This window comes from Ruminococcus intestinalis (assembly GCF_014288065.1).
Classification (GTDB): Bacteria; Bacillota; Clostridia; order Oscillospirales; family Acutalibacteraceae; genus Ruminococcoides; species Ruminococcoides intestinale_A.
The window spans coordinates 1-540 of sequence record NZ_JACOPS010000018.1; the positions used below are offsets into that span (position 1 = coordinate 1).

Genomic DNA, 540 nt, shown 5'->3' on the forward strand with positions numbered 1-540 from the left:
AATGAACAAGCACGGAATGCTAAAAGCGACAAGCGTTGCAATTGCACTTTGCACCGTTATGTCAAGCACAACCTTTGCATTCTCAACAGTGGCAAGTGCTGCTACCGTTGATACTACAGAAAAAGTATCTGCTTCTACAACAAAGAGCAAGGATAACTTTTCTTGGGACAATGCATCGGTTTACTTTCTCTTAACCGACCGTTTCAGAAACGGAAACACATCAAACGACCACTCATACAACAGAGGTCTTGACCAGAGCGGTAAGGTTGTTTCTAACATTGATGATAGAGCTACCTTCCACGGCGGCGACTTTGCCGGTGTTACACAGTCTATCGAAGATGGTTATTTCAATAACCTCGGTGTAAACGCAATCTGGATTTCCGCTCCGTATGAGCAGACACACGGTTATGTGGTAGGCAGCGACGGTAATCCAAGTTACGCTCACTATTCATACCACGGCTACTATGTTCTCGACTACACACAGACAGATGCAAACTTCGGTACTGCCGAGGAGTTTGAAACTCTTGTTGACACAGCTCA

General features: G+C 45.2%; 1 protein-coding gene. It reads left to right on the forward strand.

Annotation, left to right across the window (positions count from 1 at the left end):
• A partial coding sequence (locus tag H8R91_RS11945) for an alpha-amylase family glycosyl hydrolase (RefSeq protein ID WP_243237866.1) occupies positions 1-540 on the forward strand: 540 nt, incomplete at both ends.